At 55.9% G+C, this 15890-nt stretch carries 17 protein-coding genes and 1 pseudogene; 13 read left to right on the forward strand and 5 right to left on the reverse strand.

Features of this window, described 5'->3' with window-relative positions; translation table 11 throughout:
* Nucleotides 1-7: 7 nt before the first annotated feature.
* The 5 genes from C1N84_RS20675 (at nt 8) to C1N84_RS20695 (ending at nt 5849) form a co-directional block, all read left to right on the forward strand.
* A complete protein-coding gene (locus C1N84_RS20675) occupies nt 8-646 on the forward strand; it encodes an N-carbamoylsarcosine amidohydrolase (RefSeq protein WP_058770411.1) in 639 nt (212 codons plus the stop codon).
* Between the two features lie 108 nt (nt 647-754).
* Nucleotides 755-2065 (forward strand): MFS transporter, encoded by a 1311-nt coding sequence (locus C1N84_RS20680; RefSeq protein ID WP_021508813.1) that lies wholly within the window; start codon nt 755-757, stop codon nt 2063-2065.
* A gap of 502 nt (nt 2066-2567) precedes the next feature.
* The gene (locus C1N84_RS20685; protein WP_166710596.1) at nt 2568-3842 is read left to right on the forward strand and encodes a nucleoside permease; all 1275 of its coding nucleotides are present in this window, start codon (nt 2568-2570) and stop codon (nt 3840-3842) included.
* A 17-nt stretch (nt 3843-3859) separates the two neighbouring features.
* Nucleotides 3860-4882, forward strand: a complete 1023-nt coding sequence (locus C1N84_RS20690) for an ADP-ribosylglycohydrolase family protein (RefSeq protein WP_193752263.1) — start codon at nt 3860-3862, stop codon at nt 4880-4882.
* Nucleotides 4869-5849, forward strand: a complete 981-nt coding sequence (locus C1N84_RS20695; RefSeq protein ID WP_166710594.1) for a PfkB family carbohydrate kinase — start codon at nt 4869-4871, stop codon at nt 5847-5849. Before C1N84_RS20690 ends, C1N84_RS20695 begins: the two co-directional genes overlap by 14 nt.
* Here the strand turns inward: C1N84_RS20695 and C1N84_RS20700 are convergent.
* Complete coding sequence (locus C1N84_RS20700) at nt 5836-6576, reverse strand: GntR family transcriptional regulator (RefSeq protein ID WP_152390875.1); 741 nt, start codon at nt 6574-6576, stop codon at nt 5836-5838. The two genes, C1N84_RS20695 and C1N84_RS20700, sit on opposite strands and share 14 nt — an antisense overlap.
* A 146-nt stretch (nt 6577-6722) precedes the next feature.
* On the opposite strand from C1N84_RS20700, the gene C1N84_RS20705 reads away from it, so the two are divergent.
* Entirely contained in the window at nt 6723-7469 is a 747-nt protein-coding gene (locus C1N84_RS20705) for a metallophosphoesterase (RefSeq protein ID WP_264444283.1), read from the forward strand.
* On the opposite strand, the gene C1N84_RS20710 is transcribed toward C1N84_RS20705, so the two are convergent.
* The 4 genes and pseudogenes from C1N84_RS20710 to C1N84_RS20725 form a co-directional block, all read right to left on the reverse strand.
* On the reverse strand, nt 7445-7840 hold the full coding sequence (locus tag C1N84_RS20710) for a GFA family protein (protein ID WP_136547006.1): 396 nt from the start codon (nt 7838-7840) through the stop codon (nt 7445-7447). The genes C1N84_RS20705 and C1N84_RS20710 overlap by 25 nt on opposite strands.
* Nucleotides 7841-7865: 25 nt before the next feature.
* Entirely contained in the window at nt 7866-8303 is a 438-nt protein-coding gene (locus tag C1N84_RS20715; protein WP_264444281.1) for an acetyltransferase, read from the reverse strand.
* 47 nt (nt 8304-8350) lie between these two features.
* Entirely contained in the window at nt 8351-8881 is a 531-nt protein-coding gene (locus C1N84_RS20720) for a GNAT family N-acetyltransferase (protein ID WP_264444749.1), read from the reverse strand.
* A gap of 35 nt (nt 8882-8916) precedes the next feature.
* A pseudogene (locus C1N84_RS20725) lies at nt 8917-9357 on the reverse strand (VOC family protein).
* A gap of 270 nt (nt 9358-9627) precedes the next feature.
* On the opposite strand from C1N84_RS20725, the gene gcvA reads away from it, so the two are divergent.
* The 7 genes from gcvA to glnP all read left to right on the forward strand — a co-directional run bounded on the left by gcvA (nt 9628) and on the right by glnP (nt 15889).
* On the forward strand, nt 9628-10512 hold the full coding sequence (gene gcvA, locus C1N84_RS20730) for a transcriptional regulator GcvA (protein ID WP_058770406.1): 885 nt from the start codon (nt 9628-9630) through the stop codon (nt 10510-10512).
* 96 nt (nt 10513-10608) lie between these two features.
* Nucleotides 10609-11238 (forward strand): LysE family translocator, encoded by a 630-nt coding sequence (locus C1N84_RS20735; RefSeq protein ID WP_058776142.1) that lies wholly within the window; start codon nt 10609-10611, stop codon nt 11236-11238.
* A gap of 198 nt (nt 11239-11436) precedes the next feature.
* Nucleotides 11437-12294 carry a MurR/RpiR family transcriptional regulator gene (locus C1N84_RS20740; RefSeq protein WP_021508824.1) on the forward strand — a complete coding sequence of 286 codons (858 nt, stop codon included), beginning with the start codon at nt 11437-11439 and terminating at the stop codon, nt 12292-12294.
* A 127-nt stretch (nt 12295-12421) separates the two neighbouring features.
* A complete protein-coding gene (locus C1N84_RS20745; protein ID WP_264444275.1) occupies nt 12422-13750 on the forward strand; it encodes an aspartate aminotransferase family protein in 1329 nt (442 codons plus the stop codon).
* The gene (locus C1N84_RS20750; protein ID WP_264444273.1) at nt 13747-14301 is read left to right on the forward strand and encodes a carboxymuconolactone decarboxylase family protein; all 555 of its coding nucleotides are present in this window, start codon (nt 13747-13749) and stop codon (nt 14299-14301) included. Before C1N84_RS20745 ends, C1N84_RS20750 begins: the two co-directional genes overlap by 4 nt.
* A 127-nt stretch (nt 14302-14428) precedes the next feature.
* On the forward strand, nt 14429-15181 hold the full coding sequence (glnH, locus tag C1N84_RS20755; RefSeq protein WP_264444271.1) for a glutamine ABC transporter substrate-binding protein GlnH: 753 nt from the start codon (nt 14429-14431) through the stop codon (nt 15179-15181).
* 51 nt (nt 15182-15232) lie between these two features.
* The gene (gene glnP, locus C1N84_RS20760; protein WP_021508828.1) at nt 15233-15889 is read left to right on the forward strand and encodes a glutamine ABC transporter permease GlnP; all 657 of its coding nucleotides are present in this window, start codon (nt 15233-15235) and stop codon (nt 15887-15889) included.
* The last annotated feature ends 1 nt before the right edge of the window (nt 15890 follow it).

Here is a 15890-nt window from a genome sequence, read left to right on the forward strand (position 1 = left end):
AGAAAGCATGAGCCAGAGTGTCAGTGATAACTACGCCGGTGTCTGGGGCAACCGCATCGGTTTTGGTCAGCGTCCGGCGCTGCTGATGATCGACTTTCTGCAGGGCTACACCACGCCGGGCGCCGCGCTATTTGCCCCGGGCGTGGTGGAGGCGGTGGCCGCCACACAGGGCCTGCTGGCGGCGGCGCGCCAGTGCGCGATTCCGGTGATCCATACGCAGATTCGCTACCATCCGCAGCATCAGCAGGACGGCGGGATCTGGGTGCAGAAAGCTCCGGTAATGCGTGACATGGTGGAAGGCAATCCGCTCGCCGCGTTTTGTCCGGCGGTGCAGCCGCTTGCCGCAGAAGTGGTGATCACCAAACAGTATGCCAGCGCGTTTTTTGGCACATCTCTGGCATCGATGCTGGTGGCGCAGGGCATTGATACGCTGCTGATCGCCGGCTGCTCCACCAGCGGCTGCATCCGCGCCAGCGCAGTGGATGCGTTGCAATACGGTTTTCGCGCCATGGTGGTGCGCGAATGCGTGGGCGATCGCCATGATGCGCCGCATCAGGCCAATTTGTTTGATATCGACAGTAAATATGGCGACGTGGTAAGTAAAGCCGCGGCGCTGGAGTATCTCGGGAAGTTCAGCGCCCGTTAAGGGCGCGTTTCACCTGCACGGAGTGCGCACAAACAGTCCGTTTCGGCTGCGGCTGAGACGCATAACAACATCTCCCCGACGACGGGGTTATTGCGCCCGGAGAACACCATGACTGACGTTTCAACCCGTCCTGCTGCGCTGGCAGCCGAAGACACCGCTTCGATTTATCGCAAAATCACCTGGAAGCTGATTCCGTTTCTCTGCCTGTGTTATCTCGCGGCCTACCTAGATCGCATCAATATCGGCCTGGCTAAGCTACAGATGGCGAGCGATCTGGCGCTGAGCGAGACCGCGTTTGGTCTGGGTGCCGGGCTGTTTTTTGTCGGCTATATTCTGTTTGAAGTGCCGAGCAACCTGATCCTGCAGCGGGTCGGCGCGAAGATCTGGATCGCGCGCATTATGATTACCTGGGGCCTGCTCTCGACCGCCACGCTGCTGGTGCAAACGCCGACCCAGTTCTACATCATCCGCTTTTTCCTCGGCGCGGCCGAAGCCGGTTTTCTGCCTGGCGTGCTGTTCTATCTCACCAAATGGTTTCCCTCGTGGCGCCGCAGCCGCATCATTGCGCTGTTTATGATTGGCCTGCCGCTCTCCAGCCTGATTGGCGGACCGCTTTCCGGCTGGATCATGGGGCATTTTCATGAGGTTTACGGCATGCGCGGCTGGCAGTGGCTGTTTCTGCTGGAAGGTCTGCCCAGCGTGTTACTGGGTGTGCTGACGTTCTGGCTGCTGCCGAACAGCGTCGAGAGCGCCAGCTGGCTCAGCAGCAGTGAGAAGCAGGCGGTGCTGCGCGAACTGGCGCGCGACGAAGGTGACGCCAAAGGGCTGAAACACAGCCTGCGCGATGGTCTGCTGAATATCCGCGTGGTGATGCTCGGCGGCATCGACTTCTCGATTCTGCTCAGCGCTTACGCCATGGGTTTCTGGATGCCGACCTTTATTAAGAATGCCGGCACCACCGATATCACCACGATTGGCTATCTGACGGCGATCCCCAGTCTGGCGGCGTTGATTGGTATGCTGGCGATTGGTGCCAGCTCAGACCGCCTGCGTGAACGCCGCTGGCATATTATTGTTCCGTTTATTATTGGCGCGGCAGCGATGGGCACCAGCACCTTCTTTGCTCATAACGTGGCGATGACCGTGCTGCTGTTCTCGATTGCGCAGGCGATGATTATCGGGGCGGTACCGGTGTTTTTCAGCCTGCCCGCTACGTTCCTGAAAGGCACGGCAGCCGCGGCGGGTTTTGCGCTGGCCTGTTCGATCGCCAATATCGCCGGACTGGTGAGTAATTCCGTGATGGGCGTGGCGCTGGATCTCACCGGCAGCAGCAACGGCGCGCTGTGGTTCTTCGCCGTGTGTCTGCTGCTCAGTTCGCTGTTGGTGGTCGCGCTGCCAGCGAAGCTGGTGAACCGGTAGAAGATACCTTCGCGTTAGAAGCACTTGTAATTCCCTGGTGCGCATCAATGCGCACCCTACAAAACAGTGCGAATTCGTTGTAATTATTGCCGTAGGGCCGCCATTTATGGCGACCTGGTTGCATAATCTGCACAACCAGGTGCGCGTCAATGCGCACCCTACAAAACAGTGCGAATTCGTTGTAATTATCGCCGTAGGGTCGCCATTCATGGCGACCTGGTTGCATAATCTGCATAACCAGGTGCGCACCCTACAAAACCGTGCGCATTTCGTTGCAATTATCGCCGTAGGGTCGCCATTCATGGCGACCGCCTCACAGCCGCAGAATGCAGCTCCACACCCCGCCAGACCGTCACGCCCACCCGCACCCAATCCTCCTCGCTTATCGGTTATCCATAAGGTAAAAATCTTGTGGGATAGCTCAAACTATCAGCTAAAGGTATTATAAAGGTATCTATTCTGGTGCTAGATTGGTTCTACCAACACCGGGGAGTCTATTTCGATGAAAACTACAATTCCAAAGCTGTCGTTCATGATGTTCTTAGAGTGGTTTATCTGGGGGGCATGGTTCGTGCCGCTGTGGGCGTTTCTCAGCAAAAACGGCTTTTCGCCGGTTGAGATCGCCTGGTGCTACGCCTGTACCTCCATCGCTGCCATCCTGTCACCGATTCTGGTCGGCTCGCTAGCTGACCGTTTCTTCCAGGCACAGAAAGTGTTATCGCTGCTGACCATCGCCGGCGCGATTCTGATGTTCTTTGCCGCACAGCAGACGCACTTCAGCAGCTTCTTTCCGCTGCTGCTGCTGTATGCGCTCACCTATATGCCGACCATTGCGCTGACCAACAGTATTGCGTTTTCCCACGTCGGTGATGTGGAGCGCGACTATCCGCGCATCCGCGTGATGGGCACTATCGGCTGGATCGCCTCCGGCATCGCCTGCGGTTTCCTGCCGCCGCTGCTCGGCTTTGGCGATATCTCCGCCAGCAATGTACCGTTGCTGATCACCGCGGCCAGTTCGCTGCTGCTTGGCCTGTTCGCCCTGACCCTGCCAGCCACCGAACCCAAAAGCACCGGCAAGTTCAGCCTGCGCGTGGCGCTCGGCCTGGATGCGCTGCATCTGCTGAAAGATCGCAGCTTCCTCGTATTTTTCGTCTGTTCATTTCTGTTCAGTATGCCGCTGGCGTTCTACTACATCTTCGCTGAGGGATATCTGACCGAAGTCGGTCTGCCACACGCCACCGGCTGGATGACGCTCGGCCAGGTATCAGAAATCTTCTTCCTGCTGGCGCTGCCGTTTTTTATCAAACGCTTTGGCATCGGCAAAGTGCTGCTGCTCGGCCTGGTCACCGCCGCGCTGCGCTACGTGTTCTTTGTCTTCGGCGGCGATCAAAACCTGCTGACCTTCGGCCTGCTGTTTTTGGGCATTCTGCTGCACGGCGTCAGCTACGACTTCTACTTCATCACCGCCTACATTTATGTGGATAAGAAAGCGCCAGTGGCGATGCGTAACGCTGCGCAGGGCCTGATCACCCTGGCCTGTCAGGGTATCGGCAGCCTGCTCGGTTATCGCCTGGGCGGCTATCTGATGCAGGAGATGTTTGCGTATGACCAGCCGCGCAACGGTCAGACCTTCAACTGGGCGGGAATGTGGATGTTTGGCAGCGTGATGATAGTCATCATCACCATCGCCTTTATCGTTCTGTTCCGCGACGGCAAAAAACGCAGTGATGAATTAACCGCTTTTGAACACTCAGCAACCGCTGACAGCCATAAATAAGAGATGTAACCATGACGATGACACACCAGGAAAAACGGATTTTGGGCGCATTTTACGGCCAGGCATTGGGCGATGCGATGGGCATGCCATCGGAACTGTGGCCGCGCAGCCGCGTGAAACAGCACTTCGGCTGGATCGATCGCTTCCTGCCCGGCCCGGCAGAAAACAATGCCGCCTGCTACTTTGGCCGGGCGGCTTTCACTGACGACACTTCAATGGCGCTGGCGCTGGCCGATGCCATTATCAGTCACGACGGCGAAATTAATGCGGAAACCATCGGCGCCAATATTCTGCGCTGGGCGGAAGCGTTTGATGCCTTTAACAAAAATGTGCTTGGGCCGACCTCCAAAATCGCGCTTAACGCGCTGAAAAACGGTACGCCGGTGGCGCAGCTGGAAAATAACGGCCTGACCAACGGCGCGGCGATGCGTGTCTCGCCGCTGGGCTGTCTGCTGCCGGCGCGTGACCTGCCGGCTTTTATTGATGCTGTCGCGCTGGCCTCCAGTCCGACACACAAATCCGACGTGGCGATTGCCGGTGCCACCGCGATCGCCTGGGCAATCTCCCGCGCGATTGACGGTAGCGACTGGGCAACGATTCGTGACGAACTGCCGGCGATTGCCCGCGCGGCGCAGGAGCGGCGCGTCACCACTTTCAGTGCGGCGATGGCGGCCCGCATCGAACTGGCGTTGCAGGTGGTGGCGCAGGGCAGGGGCACTGAGTCGACCATGCAGCAGATCTACGATCTGGTCGGTACCGGCACCAGCACCATTGAATCGGTACCGGCGGCGATTGCCATGGTCGAACTGGCGGCGACCGATCCCAATCGCTGCGCCATTCTGTGCGCCAATCTGGGCGGCGATACGGATACCATCGGCGCGATGGCGGTTGCTATCTGTGGCGCGCTGCACGGTATCGACGCGATCGATGCGCAGCTAAAAGCGGAGCTGGATGCCGCTAACGCGCTGGATTTCACCCATTACAGCCGCGCGTTTGTCCGTTTCCGCCAGCAGCGCGAGGCCGCCTATGCTGACGCCTGACGATCTGTCCCGACTGGCGGGCCGGTTGCCAGTGTGCGTGGTGGGGGCGGCGGTAGTGGATGTGATTGCCGATGCCTGGACGTTGCCGTATCGCGGCAGCGACATCGAACTGCATCAGCAGGGCGTGAACGTTGGCGGCTGTGCGCTTAACGTCGCCATTGCGCTGCATCGTCTCGGCATTCCATCCATCAACGCGCTGCCGCTGGGGAACGGTATCTGGGCCAGTATCGTGCGACAAAAGCTGGCGGAATACGGTGTGCAGAGCGTACTGGAAAATGCGCACGGTGATAATGGCTGGTGTCTGGCGCTGGTCGAGCCGGATGGCGAGCGCACCTTTCTTTCCGTTAGTGGCGTGGAAAACCAGTGGGACGCCGCGCTGTTGCGCACATTGCCGCAGCCGGCGCAGCGCTGGATCTATCTCTCGGGTTATCAGCTCACCAGCAAAAGCGGCGAGGTGCTGATCGACTGGCTGGAGCAGCAGGCACAGCCGTATCAGCTGCTGGTGGATTTTGGCCCGCGGCTGGCGGACATCGGCGAGGCGCAGTTTGCGCGCATCATGGCGCTGCAGCCACTGATTACAGTGAACAGGCAGGAAGCGGAGCTGCTGTGGCATGAGCGTCTGCGCGCATCCGAACCTTTCGACGCCCATCAGCTGATGGCGCGCTGGCAGCAGCAGTTTGGCGGCGCGATGGTGTTAAGGCTGGACAGCGAAGGTGCCGGATACATCGACGCTGAGGCGCAGGGCTGGGTGCCCGCACTGGCGACAACGGTGGTCGATACTATCGGCGCGGGCGACAGCCATGCTGGCGGATTACTGGCGGGATTAGCGTCCGGCTGGTCACTGGCGGAGAGCGTTGCGCTGGGCAACGCAGTGGCGTCGTATGTGGTTTCCCGGCGCGGCGGCGACTGTGCGCCCGATCGCGCCACACTGCGCGCTTACTGGCAGCAACGCCTTACTCAGCAATAAACACGTACATATCGCTGCGGCAGTAGCTGATGCTGTACTCCAGCGGATTGCCCTGTGCGTCGAGTGCCAGCTGCTTAATCACCAGCACCGGCACATTGGCGGGCAGGGCAATTTGCTGCTGCAGGGCTTCGTCCGGCATACGCGCACTGACCCGGCTCTGGGATTTCACCGGCAGGATCTGCTGGCGATGAAAATAGTCATACAGCGAAATACCAATCTCACCGGCATCGGCAATGTAGCGCGCCGGCACCCATGACTCTTCAACCGAGACCGCCTGGCGGTCAACATAGCGAATACGTTTCAGCAGATAGACATCGCTGCCCGTGCTCAGCCCCAGCTTTTCGGCGATCTCTGCGCTACAGGCAATTTTGCTTTTATTGATCCACACGGTGTCCGGCGTTTTACCGCGCAGCACCGCCTGCTGCGACAATCCTTTTGGTTCTTTGAGTGAATATTCAAACTGGCTGCAAATCTGCGTGCCGTAGCCGCGGGAACGGAACACGACGCCCTCTTTTTCCAGCTCGTCCATGGCTTTACGCACGGTGATGCGTGAGATGTTCAGCGACTGGCTGAACTCGCGCTCGCCCGGCAGGATCTCTTCGTGCACCAGCGTGCCATCGCGCACCGCCTCTTTAATCGCACTGGCAAAGCGTTTGTACAGCGGCGTGCGGCTCTCTGCCGCCAGTGTGGTGGTCAACCGCGCCAACAGCGCATTGTGGTCAGTCATAGCGGGCAGGGCACTCACTCGGGTCAGCGGCAGGAACCGCTATAATACTGAATTTTAATGCGGCGCGCAGCCAGCGTCGCGTGACGGTGCGGGTGCTATGCTGCCAGACGGCCCTGTTGGTTCGCTTGTTTATTTCCGGAGACATTATGTTAATCGCTCAGATTTCAGACATCCATGCCGCACCGGACAATGATCACCTGCTGCGCCTGGCGCGGTCGCTGGCGTGGCTCACCCATGTGCAACCGGATGCGCTAGTGTTAACGGGCGATCTTGTTGATGGCGAGTGGCGGCAGGGTTACTGGCAGATAGCTGAGCAACTGCGCCAGCAGCATTACCCTACATTTATATTGCCGGGCAACGCCGATGATCGACGACTCATGCAAACGACATGGCATGAAAATCACTGGGCGAAAAACACCCCGGCAGACGCGCTGCATTTTGTTCAGGATATGGGCGGTTTGCGTATGCTGGGGCTGGACTCCACGGTGAATAAACAGAATTTTGGCAGCGTCGGGGAGCATCTGGAATGGCTGGAAAGACAACTCAGCGATACGCATGGACTGCCAGCGCTGCTTTTTCTGCATCATCCGGTTATCGCATCGGGCATACCGACGCTGGATGAATCAATGTGTCGCGGGCTGGATAAGCTTGAGTCGATCCTCAGACGCAGCCGGGTCAGAGTAGTGGCTATTGCAGCCGGGCATGTGCACCGGCCTGCAGCAGGCATGTTTGCAGGGGTTCCGGCTTATATTTGTGGCTCAATTTGCCCCGCGAACCCGCTGTGGTTCGGCAGCCAGCGGGTTCCTCCGGTGAATGATCCACCGGCACTGATGGTGCACCGTTTCGCCCGCGGCGTTTTGACCAGTCATCATGTTTCTTTATCCTGCTCATAATGAGGCACATCGTCGCGCTCTGTTAGCCACGGCACGGTGTGCGAGCACCAGATATAGGAAACCGGCGTCTGAGCGGGATCGTCGTCCAGCGTGGCCACACGCAGAATCACGTGGCTCTGATGAGGTCTTTCAGCCAGCAGATGAGATCCGCAGACTGAACAGAAATAACGCAACTTATCCGGGGAAGAATTAAAGGCCGTCAGAAATTCTTCTCCCTGGGTCCACCTGAAATCCTCACGCCGCACGCGCGCTGTGGAGGTATAAGCGGCGGCGTGCGCTTTCCTGCAGGTATGACAGCAGCAATGCGTAATGCTGCCCGCCAGGCGATCGCATTCGTAGCGCACACGTTTACAGAGACAACTTCCGTTCATTTTTTCTCCTGATTCCTGTGCCGGATTATTGCATCAGCTTCAGATGGAGGAGGGGAAACGGTTTTCCCTCACCATCAACGGAAGACCGTCCCGTCACCTGAAAGCCCAGATGCTGATAAAACCCGAGCGCAGCGGTATTTTGTTCGTTAACATCCACTTTCTTCGCTGAAAGATGACGAATAGCGTAACGGACTAACCGTGCACCGATCCCTTTTTTGTGATGAGCGGGCGAGACGAAAAGCATCTCGATATTCTCATCCTGCACGCCGATGAATCCGACAATGTCATGGTTTTCATCGGTCATCTTTCTCAGAACAACGGCATCAAAATAATTTTCCAGAATAAGCTGTCTGAGCCGCAGGATATCCTGTTCATTCAGGAAATGATGCGTTGCCCTGACGGCAGCCTCCCAGACCTGAATCAGTAAGTGATACTCTTCCTTGCTTACTTCGCTAATTGTCACAACGCCTCCTTAACATGCCTACGCGATGGCTTAACGCAATGCCTGCGCTAATCGCTGGCCAGCCGCGCATAAAGATATTCATCGCCCCACATCCCTTTGAAAAAAATATTCTGCCGGTAGTGCGCTTCACGGCGAAAATTCAGCTTTTCCAGCAGGTTTATGGCGCGAATATTACGTGTGTCTACTACGGCTGTGAGCCGGTGTTTTGCAAACTGCGTGAAAAGCAGAGTAACGATGGCACTCATTGCTTCAAGCGCAAAACCCTGTTTCTGATATCCGGCATCAAATGTCATGCCGAGTTCAGCTTGTCTTCCTTCATCAAAAAAATGAATTCCGATGTCCCCTATCAGCCGGTTGTCTTCCTGGTGTGCTACGGCAAGCTGAAACCAGGTGTTATCGCTGTTGAACGGCAGCGCATCCTGCTGCGCATATAATTTCTCAGCGTCCTGCCGGGTAAATTCTTCCCAGCTTTGATAACGAGCAACGTCTGGCAGATTGCGATAGCGCGACAGATGCGGCAAATCAGCTACTGTCAGCTTGCGCAACACCAGGCGTTGAGTATAAATCGGCAACGTCAGCGCCATATGTTCTCCGCTGCCTGCGTGCAGGCGAGTTAAAGTAAACCGGGAGCGGTGCGTATCGCTTCAAGCCCGACGCGCTGCCCGAAAGACAGCTCCAGCGTATTGCCATCGGGATCGGCAAAAAATACGTAATATCCCACCGGTTCGCCAGCCTCTTCAGGGGCTTTACGTAACACGCCTTCGGCGACGGCCATCGCTGTTTTACGATCGATCTCTTCGCGTGACGCACAGGCAATGCCTTAGTGTCCAAATTTACCCAGTGGCGTATCTGACACGTCATCCGCCTGCACCAGAACCAGCGCGAAAGGGCGGGTATGATCGCTCAGCCATGCCACCTTGCGGGCAGCCGGGACGTCAGGTTCACGGGTGTGTATCAGCTTCATTCCTGCATAGCGGCGGTAGAAATCCATGCTCTTCTCCAGATCCCTCACCATAAACGCAACGTGGGTAAATCCAATATCGATATCCTTCATCTGCATCCTGTCTCCATTTATTGCCTCCCTGACACGACAAAAACTCAAGCCTGATTAAGGTTAATCGCCATAAAGGGCGTGGTAGCTGATCATTTTTTCCGTGTGGAGGCGTGGTGCGTGAAACGGTACTCTCTCTTAAAATTTCAATATAACTCAACAGTTTTAAGATAAAAACGACACGGCAACGCGTGCTATATGCCTATTAATAACGTTGACGGAGCGGAAATAAAAACGATTTAATTTCCGCCTGTTTTTTAGGAAAACTAAACAATGCGAAATAGCCTGCCTTCTCTTAACGCCCTGAAGGCGTTCGAATCCGTTGCCCGGCACCTCAGCATGACCCTTGCAGGCCAGGAGTTGCACGTCACGCCCGGCGCGATCAGCCTGCACATCAGGGAACTGGAACGGCAACTGGGCCTGCCCCTGTTTCAGCGAAATGGACGCAAGCTGGCGCTGACGGCATCCGGTCAGGGCTATTACTACTCGATTGCTTCAGCTTTCAGCCTGATACGTGAAGCCACTGAAACGCTGGTGCAGGAGACACAAAAAAATACCATCACGCTGGCCTGCACCACCGGATTTGCGACCCACTGGTTACTGCCGCGGCTGGCTGATTTTGAACGTGCCTGTCCGGATATCGACCTGCGTATCAGCGCCACTTCCCGCATCCAGTCTTTCGCCACGGATGGTATCGACCTGGCCGTACGGCATGGCAACGGTTTCTGTGAGGGTTGCGTGAGTGAGAAGTTGATCGACGACGACTACCTTGCAGTCTGCATTCCTGCTGTGGCGCAGCAGCTGGGAGAACCGCCGGCACTTGCCGCACTCGGTCGCGTCACGTTACTGCATGATATGCACCGGGAAGACTGGCAGCGCTGGCTCGCTGAAGCCGGCGTCGGGCACATTGATTCCGGTAAAGGGCCCTTGTATAGCGATGGCAGCGGGGCGTGGCTGGCGATGCTTGCCGGCATGGGCGTAGCGCTGATGCGCAGGCGATTTGTTCAGGCGAATCTGGCATCCGGTGAAGTGGTGGCACCGTTTCCAAATACGCTGAATACCGGACACGCGTACTGGCTTATTACGCCCCACGAAGCGCTGCTGCGTTCTGCCGTGGTAAAAGTAAGAGCCTGGCTCATGCAGCAGTCCACAGAATAGAACAGCGTCCGACATTTCTTCATATCAACAAGACATAGTAAATTTCTGAGCAAGCCGATATAACAGGTTCAGGATATTTCACCTGCAGAGGATATCATGGCGCTTTCACACGAATTAATGCTGATCTACACCACTTATTTTGTGGCAACGGCCAGCCCTGGTCCGAGTAATATGGCGATTATGGGAACGGCGATGAATAAAGGGCGCGGTGCCGCCTTAGCGCTTGCGGGCGGGGTAATTGGCGGCTCAATGCTGTGGGCGCTGCTGGCGGCCTGCGGGGTATTAACCGTTTTGGCGACGTTTGCCCAATTGCTGCTGGTGTTGAAAATCGGCGGCGGGTTATATCTGTTGTGGCTGTCATACAAAGCCGGTAAATCTGCGTTAACCCGCACCGCTGCCGATAAAACCGTTATCAGCGATCACCGCGTTGCGTATGGCGCATTATTCCGGCAGGGAATTTTGATGCACGTCGGTAATCCTAAAGCCATTCTAACCTGGGTCGCGATCATGTCCGTCGCACTCAAACCGGACGCCGCAGCCTCGACCTTACCGCTGATTATTCTCGGCTGTGCGGCAATTTGCGTCGCGGTATTTTGCGGCTATGCGCTGATATTTTCCACCGCAGCAATGAACGCGTTTTACCGTCGTATCCGCCGGGGATTAGATGCGCTATTAGCCTGCTGTTTTGCCATTGCCGGACTGAAACTGGTGTTGAGTCGTCAATAAAGCAAATTTTTAACCTCAGGTTCGCCCTCAATAGCAACAGGCCGCTCAGTTAAGTAAACCACCATGAGCAGCCTGATTGTCGCGGCGCGACGCATCGCGCCCTGCTTCAGGCCGTCACTCCGGTGTGATATCCGCGCCTAGAGTCTTGATCTCAAATGTGTTTAGATACCTGAACGTCAAAGCCTGTGAATCGTTGCCATGAATCTAAAGGAAACTATCGTCCGCGAGTTCAGTGAATTATCGCCAGAACTACAGCGGGCTGCCGAATTCTCACTGCAGAATGCCAATCAACTGGTGGTGCAATCCATGCGCACCTTTGCGCAGCAGGCCGGGGTGAAACCGGCAACGCTGCTGCGCCTGGCGAAACGGCTGGGCTATAACGGCTGGAGTGAACTCAAAGACGCATTTATTGATGACATCGGCCTGCGCAATGATACCTATGTCTCGAAAGCGGAAAAGCTTGTGGCCGCCGGCACGCAGCCGCAGCTGTATGATGCGATGTTTCAGGCCCACCAGACCAACCTGGCCTTTACGCAGGAGGAAAACCGCCAGGCAATGGAACAGGCCGTGACCTTACTCGATGCGGCTGACAATGTTTACATCTGCGGCTTCCGCGCCAGCTTTCCGATCGCCTGGTCATTATTTTATGTGTATCGGTTGTTCAATCGTCAGGTGTCACTGGTGGATGGTCTGGCGAGCAACATCGAAGTTTTCACGCGTGAACTGACCGCCGCGGATTGCCTGTTACTTACCAGCTTTGCCCCTTATTCACGCGAATCACTTGATGTACTGCGCGCAGCACAGCAGGCGGGCGCAAAGATCATCGCCATCACCGATTCACCGGTCTCGCCGCTGGCGCAGGCCGCTGATTGCTCGCTCCGGTTTTCACTGGATAGCCCATCGTTCTTCCCGTCTGTCGTCTCTGGCATGGGCCTGGCCGAGTGCCTGCTGGCGATGCTGGTGGCCCGTCATGGACGTGATGCGGTCAGTAAAATTGAAAACGCCGAACGCTATTTAATCGATTCCGGCGCTTACGTGCATGCCGGCAAATCCTGACAGATGATTCATTTGTATCTGTCATAAGAATATTGGATGCGATTGAATCATTATTGCGTTGACGTGATTCAAATGGATCCTGCAAGATACGTTTCAACAACGAAGCGTATTCAGGAGCAGGACCAGCATGAGCCGTATCATTCACCGCAGTCTGCGCAGCGTGCCCGCCGTGGCCACGCGCGTACACGGGGCCTACATTTTTGATGCACAGGGAAAGCAGTATCTTGATGCCTGCGGTGGTGCCGCCGTTTCCTGCCTGGGCCACGCCCATCCTGACGTCCTCGCAGCCATGCATCGTCAAATCGATCAACTGGCTTATGCGCATACCAGTTTCTTCACCAGCGATACCGTTGAACAGCTCGCCGAACAGTTAACGCGCACCGCACCGGGCGATCTTAACTATGCCTATTTCGTGTCGGGCGGTTCTGAGGCAGTGGAAACCGCACTGAAACTGGCCCGGCAATACTTTGTTGAGATCGGACAGCCCGCGCGTACCCGTTTCATCGCCCGCAAACAGAGCTACCACGGCAATACGCTGGGCGCGCTGGCGGTGGGTGGCAACGAATGGCGCCGGCGTCAGTTCGCACCCCTGTTAATCGACGTGATTCGCGTTTCCGCCTGCAATGAGTATCGCGATCGCCGTGCCGATGAAACCCAGCAGCAATATACCCAGCGGCTGTTGAGCGAGCTGGAGCAGGCGATTGTTGATGCGGGCCCGGAAACGATTATTGGTTTTTGCGCGGAGACGGTAGTCGGTGCTACCAGCGGTGCCACGCCGCCGACGCCGGGCTATCTGCAGGGTGTACGTCGCCTGTGCGACAAATACGGCATTTTGTTTATCGCCGATGAGGTGATGTGCGGAATGGGGCGTACCGGCACACTGCACGCGTTCGAACAGGATGGCGTGGTACCTGATTTGGTTACCATCGCCAAAGGACTGGGTGGCGGTTATCAACCCATCGGCGCGGTGCTGGCCAGTGAGAAGATCGTGTCTGCGCTGCAGGCCGGCAGCGGTCTGTTCCAGCATGGACACACTTATATCTGTCACGCAACAGCCGCTGCGGCGGCATTAGCAGTACAGCAGGTAATTGAGCGCGATCATCTGCTGGAGGCGGTTCAGCAGCAGGGCGCTTATCTGCACAAGGCGCTACGCGACGTGCTGGGGGAGTTACCGCACGTCGGTGATACGCGCGGCCGCGGCCTGTTTGCCGGTGTGGAGCTTGTGCGTGATAAAGCCACGAAAACCCCGTTCGATCCGGCGTTGAAACTTCACGCAGCCATCAAGGCCAACTGTATGGCGCGCGGTTTGCTGGTCTATCCGATGGGCGGCACGCTGGACGGGCAATATGGCGACCATATTTTAATCGCCCCACCGTTTATCGTCACCCCGCAACAACTGGATTTTGTCGTGGATACGCTGAACACCGTGATACGTGAAGAAGCCGGCAAATTATGATTAACCGATTACCGCCGCTGGCGGAGCAGGACTGGGATGAGCAGCAACGTCCGCTCGCGGAAGAGATTATCAACGGGCCGCGCGGTGCGCTGCTGCCACCGTTTGAGCCGCTGCTGCGCAGCCCCGAGTTAATGGCACATGCACAGCGTATGGGGGAATATCTGCGCTATCGTAGTGCGCTGGGCCAGCGGTTATCGGAACTGGCGATTTTAATGACGGCAAGGCACTGGTCACAGCCGGTAGAGTGGGCAATCCATGCGCCGATAGCACGCGAAAAGGGGATTTCTGCTGCAGCGGTGCAGGCCATCAATGAAAAACGTCAGCCCGCGGATTTGCAGCCTGATGAGTGGGTGATTTATCAGTTTTGCCAGCAGTTACATCAGCAACAGAAAATCAGTGATGCCACCTGGCAGCAAGCCATCGAATTATGGGGCGAGAAGGGCGTGGTGGATTTGATAGGCATTAACGGCTATTACAGTTTTCTCTCGATGGTCATGAACGGCGCACAGACGCCGGTACCCTTTACGCAGGATCACTTACTTCCTGCATAAGTTGTCGCATTAATCCGGGCGTACCTGATGCGCCCATTATATTCACTACCTTCTTTGACCATGTCCGCCGGATTATTTCGCTGGATGACAATCATTGCACGCTACATTACTGACGCTGAGGGTTATTATGTCTGCATTTTTAAATAAATTAAAAGTTACACTGGCATTGGTTGCCTGTTCCGCCAGTTTTATCGCTGCGGCGCAGGAGAAATTAACCGTCGGGGTTGATACGGCTTTTGTTCCTTTTGAATTTAAGCAAGGTGATAAATACGTCGGCTTTGACATTGATTTATGGGATGCCATCGCGAAGAAAATGCATATCAGCTATGAATTACACCCAATGGACTTTGGTGGCCTGATTCCGGGGCTGCAATCGCGGAATCTGGATGTCGCGATGGCAGGCATTACCATTACCGATGCGCGTAAGCAGGTGGTGGATTTCAGCAACGGTTATTATGATGCCGACTTATTAATGGCTGTCAAAAGCGATGATAACAGCATTAAGAAATTCAGCGATTTAACCGGCAAGAAAGTGGGTCTGAAACAGGGCACGGCCGCAGCCAGCTTTATGAAAAGTAAATACAAGGCAAATTATGTTGAGTTTCCTAATATCGACAACGCCTATCTGGATTTGCAGGCCGGCAACCTTGATGCGGTGGTCCATGACTCGCCCAATGTGCTGTACTACGTGAAAACGGCGGGCGATGGCAAAGTCAAAGCCAGCGGTGAAAACGACACGATTCTGCCGCAGCAGTATGGCTTTGCCATGCAGAAAAACAGCAGCCTGACACCTAAGATCAACGCCGCGCTGCAGGCCCTGCGCGCGGATGGGACTTACAGCAAAATCTACGTGAAATGGTTTGCTAAGCAGCCGAAATAATCCTGCCAGGCCGGAGCCCTCCGGCCTTATTTAGCGTTTACAGGTTAAATTATGAATTTTGACAGTAAATATATTTGGGAATCTCTGCCGCTACTGCTGCAGGGGCTGCAGCTGACCTTGATTATTTCGCTGTCAGGTCTGCTGGGCGGTTTTATTATTGGCTTACTGGCGGGAACCTGCCGTGCTCTGGGCGGAAAAATCGCCAAAACGCTGTCACTTATTTTTGTCGAGCTTATTCGCGGTACGCCCATCATGGTGCAGGTAATGTTTATCTATTTTGCACTACCGATGGTGTTGCCGATAAGAATTGATCCCGTCACCGCCGCGATCGTGACCATTGTGATTAACTCCGGTGCCTACATTGCTGAAATTACCCGGGGCGCGATCCTCTCAATCAATAAAGGCTTTAAAGAAGCGAGTCTGGCGATGGGCTTATCGCAGCGCAGTACGCTGTGGTATGTCATTATGCCTTTAGCGTTACGCCGCATGATTCCGGCTTTAGGTAACCAGTGGATTATCAGTATTAAAGATACCTCACTGTTTATTGTGATTGGCGTGGCAGAACTGACGCGTCAGGGGCAGGAGATCATTGCGGGTAATTTCCGTGCGCTGGAAGTGTGGACGGCGGTAGCCATGATTTATCTGCTGGTGACGTTATGCCTGAGCTTTTTACTGAAGCAGCTGGAAAAAAGGATCCATATTTTATGAG

This window comes from Pantoea sp. SGAir0418, assembly GCF_043529865.1.